The sequence below is a fragment of the Promicromonospora sp. NPDC057488 genome (genome assembly GCF_042802395.1).
In the GTDB taxonomy this organism is placed as follows: Bacteria; Actinomycetota; Actinomycetes; order Actinomycetales; family Cellulomonadaceae; genus Promicromonospora.
The window spans coordinates 1-5,572 of the sequence record NZ_JBHVEG010000272.1; the positions used below are offsets into that span (position 1 = coordinate 1).

At 72.0% G+C, this 5,572-nt stretch carries 5 protein-coding genes; 4 read left to right on the top strand and 1 reads right to left on the bottom strand.

Features of this window, described 5'->3' with window-relative positions:
• Window positions 1-93 precede the first annotated feature (93 nt).
• Window positions 94-741 carry a phosphate signaling complex protein PhoU gene (gene phoU / locus ACFU5G_RS28810; RefSeq protein WP_377252369.1) on the bottom strand — a complete coding sequence of 216 codons (648 nt, stop codon included), beginning with the start codon at window positions 739-741 and terminating at the stop codon, window positions 94-96.
• A gap of 276 nt (window positions 742-1,017) precedes the next feature.
• On the opposite strand from phoU, the gene ACFU5G_RS28815 reads away from it, so the two are divergent.
• From ACFU5G_RS28815 to pstS (ACFU5G_RS28830), 4 genes are all read left to right on the top strand, one after another.
• Window positions 1,018-2,298, top strand: coding sequence for a sensor histidine kinase (locus ACFU5G_RS28815; RefSeq protein ID WP_377252371.1), 1,281 nt, complete (start codon window positions 1,018-1,020; stop codon window positions 2,296-2,298).
• Window positions 2,295-2,993 (top strand): response regulator, encoded by a 699-nt coding sequence (locus tag ACFU5G_RS28820; protein ID WP_377252373.1) that lies wholly within the window; start codon window positions 2,295-2,297, stop codon window positions 2,991-2,993. Before ACFU5G_RS28815 ends, ACFU5G_RS28820 begins: the two co-directional genes overlap by 4 nt.
• Window positions 2,994-3,112: 119 nt before the next feature.
• Complete coding sequence (gene pstS / locus ACFU5G_RS28825; RefSeq protein WP_377252375.1) at window positions 3,113-4,252, top strand: phosphate ABC transporter substrate-binding protein PstS; 1,140 nt, start codon at window positions 3,113-3,115, stop codon at window positions 4,250-4,252.
• Window positions 4,253-4,488: 236 nt separating this feature from the next.
• Complete coding sequence (gene pstS / locus ACFU5G_RS28830) at window positions 4,489-5,556, top strand: phosphate ABC transporter substrate-binding protein PstS (protein WP_377252377.1); 1,068 nt, start codon at window positions 4,489-4,491, stop codon at window positions 5,554-5,556.
• Window positions 5,557-5,572: the final 16 nt, after the last annotated feature.

A 5,572-nucleotide genomic window follows, 5' to 3' on the forward strand; every position in this document is an offset into this window, starting at 1 on the left:
TCGCTGACCGGGTAGGACGACGCGCGGGTCCCGCCGGGCCCGGCCAGCGATGGCCGGGCCCGCCGGGACCCTCTCGTCATGTGTCCGGGCCGGTCACTCCTCCGGGAAGTCGCCCGTGACCAGGAACGTCACGCGGCGCGCGACCGAGACGCCGTGGTCGCCGAACCGCTCGTAGTAGCGGCCCACGAGCGTCACGTCGACGGCCTCCTGCACGGTGCCCTGCCAGCCCGGCGCCAGGAGCGTGTTGAACGTCTCCTGGTGCAGCTCGTCGATGATGTCGTCGTCCCGCTCGAGCGCCTCGGCCACCGTGAGGTCGCGCGTGGCGAGCAGCTTGGTGGTGCGCTGCGCCACGCGGACGGCGGCGTCGTGCATCTTGGTGAAGGTGTCCCGCGCCTCGGGGACGATCGCCTGGGCGGGGTAGCGCCCGCGCGCCACCTGGGCCACGTGGCGGGCGAGGTCGCCCATCCGCTCCAGGGAGGCGCTCATCCGCAGCGCGCTCACGACCACGCGCAGGTCGGTCGCGACCGGGGCCTGCTGCGCGAGCAGGTGCACGCACCGCTCGTCGAGGGAGTCCTCGATGGCGTCGATGGTCTTGTCGGAGGCGATCACCTCCTGCGCGAGCTGCAGGTCGGCCTCCAGCAGCGCCGTTCCGGCACGGGTGATGGCGGACTCGACGAGCCTGCTCATCTCGGTCAGGTCCTCGCCGACCTGCTGGAGCTCGGCATCGAAGATCTGTCGCATCGGTTTCCTCTCGCATCCGGGGCGCGCGGACGGCGTCGCGTCCGCTGTCGCGCCGTCCGAGGGGGCGGGCAGGGCCGACGCGCGGCCGGGCCGGCCGCCCGGACACGTCCCGGAACGGCGCACGGCACAGCTACCGCCCGCACCCGTCCAGGTTCGACGGCGCGATGTACTGGGAGGTTAACGCTCTTCCTCCCTGACATGAACAGTAGGCGACGCGATCCTCCGACCGCCCGCCCGCGTCCGTCACCGCTTGAAACGTCGACCTACCCTGGAGGCGTGGACGGAATCATCTCCGGGGTACCGGTGCTGGTCGCCGGAATTCTCGGCGTGATCGTCGGCGTGGTCGCCACCGTGGCGTTCCGCGTCTCCGAACGGCATCAGCACGCCCTGCCCCCGACCGAACCCGACGAGCTCGACGCGGGCCTCGTTCGCGTGCTCTCCGTGCTGCGCTCCGCGGCCGTGGTGCTGGACGGCGAGGACGAGGTCATCCGCGCGTCGCCGCCGGCGTACGCGCTCGGCGTGGTGCGCAACGACGCGCTGGTGCACGCCGCCATCATCGACCTGGTCGCCCTGGTGCGGCGCGACGGCGTGATCCGCGAGCAGGAGCTGGAGCTGCCCCGCGGCCCGGTGGGCCAGGGCACGGTGCTGCTGCAGGTGCGCGTGGCGCCGCTCGGCCTGGACCGGGTGCTGGTGCTCGCCGAGGACCGCACGGAGGCCCGCCGGGTCGAGGCGATCCGCCGCGACTTCGTGGTCAACGTGTCCCACGAGCTGAAGACGCCGGTCGGCGCGCTGGCGCTGCTCGCGGAGACCGTGGCCGACGCCGCGGACGACCCCGTCGCCGTCCGCCGCTTCACCGAGCGCATGCAGCGGGAGGCCGTCCGGCTGTCCGCGCTGGTGCAGGAGATCATCGAGCTGTCGCGCCTGCAGGGCGCCGGCGCCATGCCCAAGCTGACGCCCGTCCCGATCCGCGAGGTCGTGGAGGAGGCGGTCGACCGGGCGCGCACCACCGCCCAGTCCAAGAACATCGCGATCACCATGGGCGGCGACCTGGACACCGAGGTCTACGGCGACCACAACCTCCTGGTCACCGCGGTCCGTAACCTGGTCGACAACGCCGTGGCGTACTCCGGGCCCGCCAGCCGGGTGGGCGTAGGCGTCAACGAGCGCGGGGGTCTCGTCGAGATCGCCGTCGTGGACCAGGGTGTCGGCATCGCGGAGGACGCGCAGGACCGCGTCTTCGAACGCTTCTACCGCGTCGACCCGGCGCGCTCCCGGGACACCGGGGGCACCGGCCTGGGCCTGAGCATCGTCAAGCACGTCGCGGCCGACCACGGTGGCGACGTCCAGATGTGGTCGGAGCCCGGCCGGGGATCGACCTTCACCCTGCGGATCCCGTCCGCCGACCGGCCCGCCGGCGCGGGCCGCGCCGGCCGGGTCACCCCGCCGCCCCTGGCGGACGTCGTCCGCGACGGCGAGGATCAGGACCAGCACGACGAGCACGACCAGCACAAGGCCGCTGACGACGCGGCCACGAAGAACGAGGAGGTAGGTGCGTGACGCGCATCCTGGTGGTCGAGGACGAGGAGTCGTACCGGGACCCGCTGACGTACCAGCTGACCCGCGAGGGTTTCGAGGTGGTCGAGGCCGCGGACGGCAACTCGGCGCTCGCTGCGTACGACGCGGAGGGGGCGGACCTGGTCCTGCTCGACCTGATGCTGCCGGGGCTGTCGGGCACCGAGGTGTGCCGCGAGCTGCGGGCCCGCGGCGACGTGCCGGTCATCATGCTGACCGCGAAGGACTCCGAGATCGACAAGGTGGTGGGCCTGGAGCTCGGTGCCGACGACTACGTGACCAAGCCGTACTCGTACCGGGAGCTGCTGGCCCGCGTGCGGGCCGTGCTGCGCCGCCGGCAGCCCAACGAGTCGTCCGAGCACGACGAGGACGGCGTGCTGGAGGTGGGGCCGGTCCGGATGGACGTGGAGCGGCACACCGTCGCCGTCAGCGGGGAGAGCGTGGCGCTGCCGCTCAAGGAGTTCGACCTCCTGGAGCTGCTGATGCGGAACGCCGGCCGGGTGCTGACCCGCGGCCAGCTCATCGACCGGGTGTGGGGCGCTGACTACGTGGGCGACACCAAGACGCTCGACGTGCACGTCAAGCGCATCCGCTCCAAGATCGAGCCCGACCCGGGCACGCCGAAGTTCCTGCTCACGGTGCGTGGCCTGGGCTACAAGCTGGCCGACGACGAGGGGTGAGCCCCGCTGAGGTGCGCCGCTGACGTGGCGCACCTCACGGGTGAAACACGAACGCCGGTCACCCTCCGTTCACCCGGCGTTTGCTCGCGCGACCGCGCCCGTGAGTATTTTCGCGAAGCGTGAGCACCTCCCAATACACCCGTCTCGTCTCCGCCGCCACAGTTGGTGCCCTCGTGCTGCCGGTCGCTGGCTGCGCCGCGATCGGGCTGCCCGGCTCGGAGGCGGACGCCGCCCCCACCGCCGCGGCGCGGGTGGTCGTCTCCGGCAGCTTCCAGGGCGCCGGCGCCTCGTCGCAGGAATCGGCGATGGAGGCGTGGATCACCGGCTTCCAGGAGCAGCACCCCGAGGCCGCGATCAGCTACGACCCCGTCGGGTCGGGTGACGGCCGTGAGGCCTTCCTCGCGGGCGGCACGGCCTTCGGCGCCTCCGACGTCGCGCTGAGCGACGAGGAGATGGCGGCGTCCGGACCCGCGTGCGACGGCGGCAACGCGATCGACCTGCCCGTCTACATCAGCCCGATCGCCGTGGCGTTCAACCTCGACGGCGTCGAGCAGCTCAACCTGTCCTCGGACGTGATCGCACGGATCTTCACCGGGCAGATCACGCGGTGGAACGACCCGGCGATCGTCGCGGCCAACCCGGAGGCGAAGCTGCCCGCCCTGGGCATCACGCCGGTGCACCGCTCCGACGACTCGGGCACCACCGAGAACTTCACCGACTACCTGCACGCGACCGCGCCCGAGGCGTGGCCGCACGCCCCGGACGGCATCTGGCCGCTGCCGGAGGGCTTCGCCGCGGAGGGCACGGGCGGCGTGACCGACACCGTCCGGTCCACGCCGGGCGGCATCACCTACGCCGACGCCTCGCGCACCACCGACCTGGGCCGCGCCGCGATCCTGGTGGGCGACGAGTACGTGCCCTACAGCGCGGACGCCGCCGCGGCCGTCGTCGACGTCTCGCCCCGGATCGAGAACCGGTACGAGCACGACCTCGCGTTCGTCCTCGACCGGACGATCGACAAGCCCTTCGCTTACCCGATGGTGCTCGTCTCCTACCTCGTCGTGTGCTCGCGCTACGACGACCGGGCCAAGGGCACCTTCGTCAAGGAGTTCGTCGACTACGTCGCGTCCACCGAGGGCCAGGAGCGCGCCGCCGCCGCGGCGGGCAGCGCCGTCATCTCGCCGGACGTGCAGGACTGGATCGGGGCGGCCGCCAAGGCCATCTACCTGACCCAGGAACGCCCGGAGGAGCAGGGCTGACGGCCCCCGACGGCGACCGGCAGGTGGGGCGAGCCATGACGTGCCATGGTGTGGGTGTTGCAGATCACCCCCTCCGTGATGGCTTGTTCACCTTCTGTTTACCTAGTCCTGGGGATCAGGTCATTCCCGCTCCCTAGCGTCCCCACTGACGCCGCGGCGCTCGCCGCGCGTAAGACTTGAACAGGATGGAACGACACGTGAAGATCAGCCGATTCCCCCGCGTTGGCTCCGCTGTCATGGTGGGCGCGCTCGCGCTGAGCCTCGCAGCCTGCGGGTCCGACCCCACGACCGGCGCCGAGCCCAGTGAGGCAGCGGGCGGCGAGGCCGTCTCCGGCGACTTCGCCGGTGCCGGCGCGTCCTCCCAGGAGTCCGCCATGGAGGCCTGGGTCGCCGGCTTCCAGAGCGCGAACCCGGACGCCACGATCAACTACGACCCGGCCGGCTCCGGCGCGGGCCGTGAGCAGTTCCTCGCGGGCGGCGTGCAGTGGGCCGGCTCGGACTCCGCGCTCGACGACGAGGAGCTCACCGCCTCGGCCGAGGTCTGCGGCCCCGACGGCGCGATCGACCTGCCGATCTACGTCAGCCCGATCGCAGTGGCCTTCAACCTGCCCGGCGTCGACTCGCTGAACCTCTCCTCCGAGGTCATCGCCAACATCTTCAACGGCGAGATCAAGAAGTGGAACGACGACGGGATCAAGGCGGACAACCCCGACGCCGAGCTCCCGGACACCGACATCACGCCGGTGCACCGCCTCGACGACTCGGGCACCACGGAGAACTTCACCGAGTACCTGTCCGCGACGGCCCCCGAGGCCTGGACCGACGAGCCCGACGGCGTCTGGCCGCTCGAGGGCGGCGACTCCGCCGAGGGCACGTCCGGTGTGGTCGGCGTCGTGACCGACACCGAGGGCGCCGTCACCTACGCCGACGCCTCCAAGGTCGGCACCCTGGGCACCGCGTCGATCAAGGTCGGCGAGGAGTTCGTGGCGTTCTCGGCCGAGGGCGCCGCCGCGACGGTGGACGCCTCCCCGCGCGTCGAGGGCCGCGCCGAGCACGACTTCGCCATCGAGGTCGACCGCACGCTGACCGACCCGGCCACCTACCCGCTGGTGCTGGTCTCCTACGCCATCGCCTGCACCAACTACGCGGACGAGGCGCAGGGCAACTTCGTCAAGGCGTTCCTCGCCTACCAGGCTTCCGAGGCGGGCCAGCAGGCCGCGGCCGACGCCGCGGGCAGCTCGCCCATCTCGGCGGCCACCGCTGAGCAGGTCAGCGCCGCGATCGAGTCGATCACGGTCGGCTGACCAAGCAGATGAATAC

What these genes read in the sequence shown, in the direction of transcription:
- phoU (WP_377252369.1), bottom strand. Translation starts at nt 741, where the DNA reads ATGCGACAGATCTTCGATGCCGAGCTCCAGCAGGTCGGCGAGGACCTG.
- pstS (WP_377252377.1), top strand. Translation starts at nt 4,489, where the DNA reads ATGGTGGGCGCGCTCGCGCTGAGCCTCGCAGCCTGCGGGTCCGACCCC.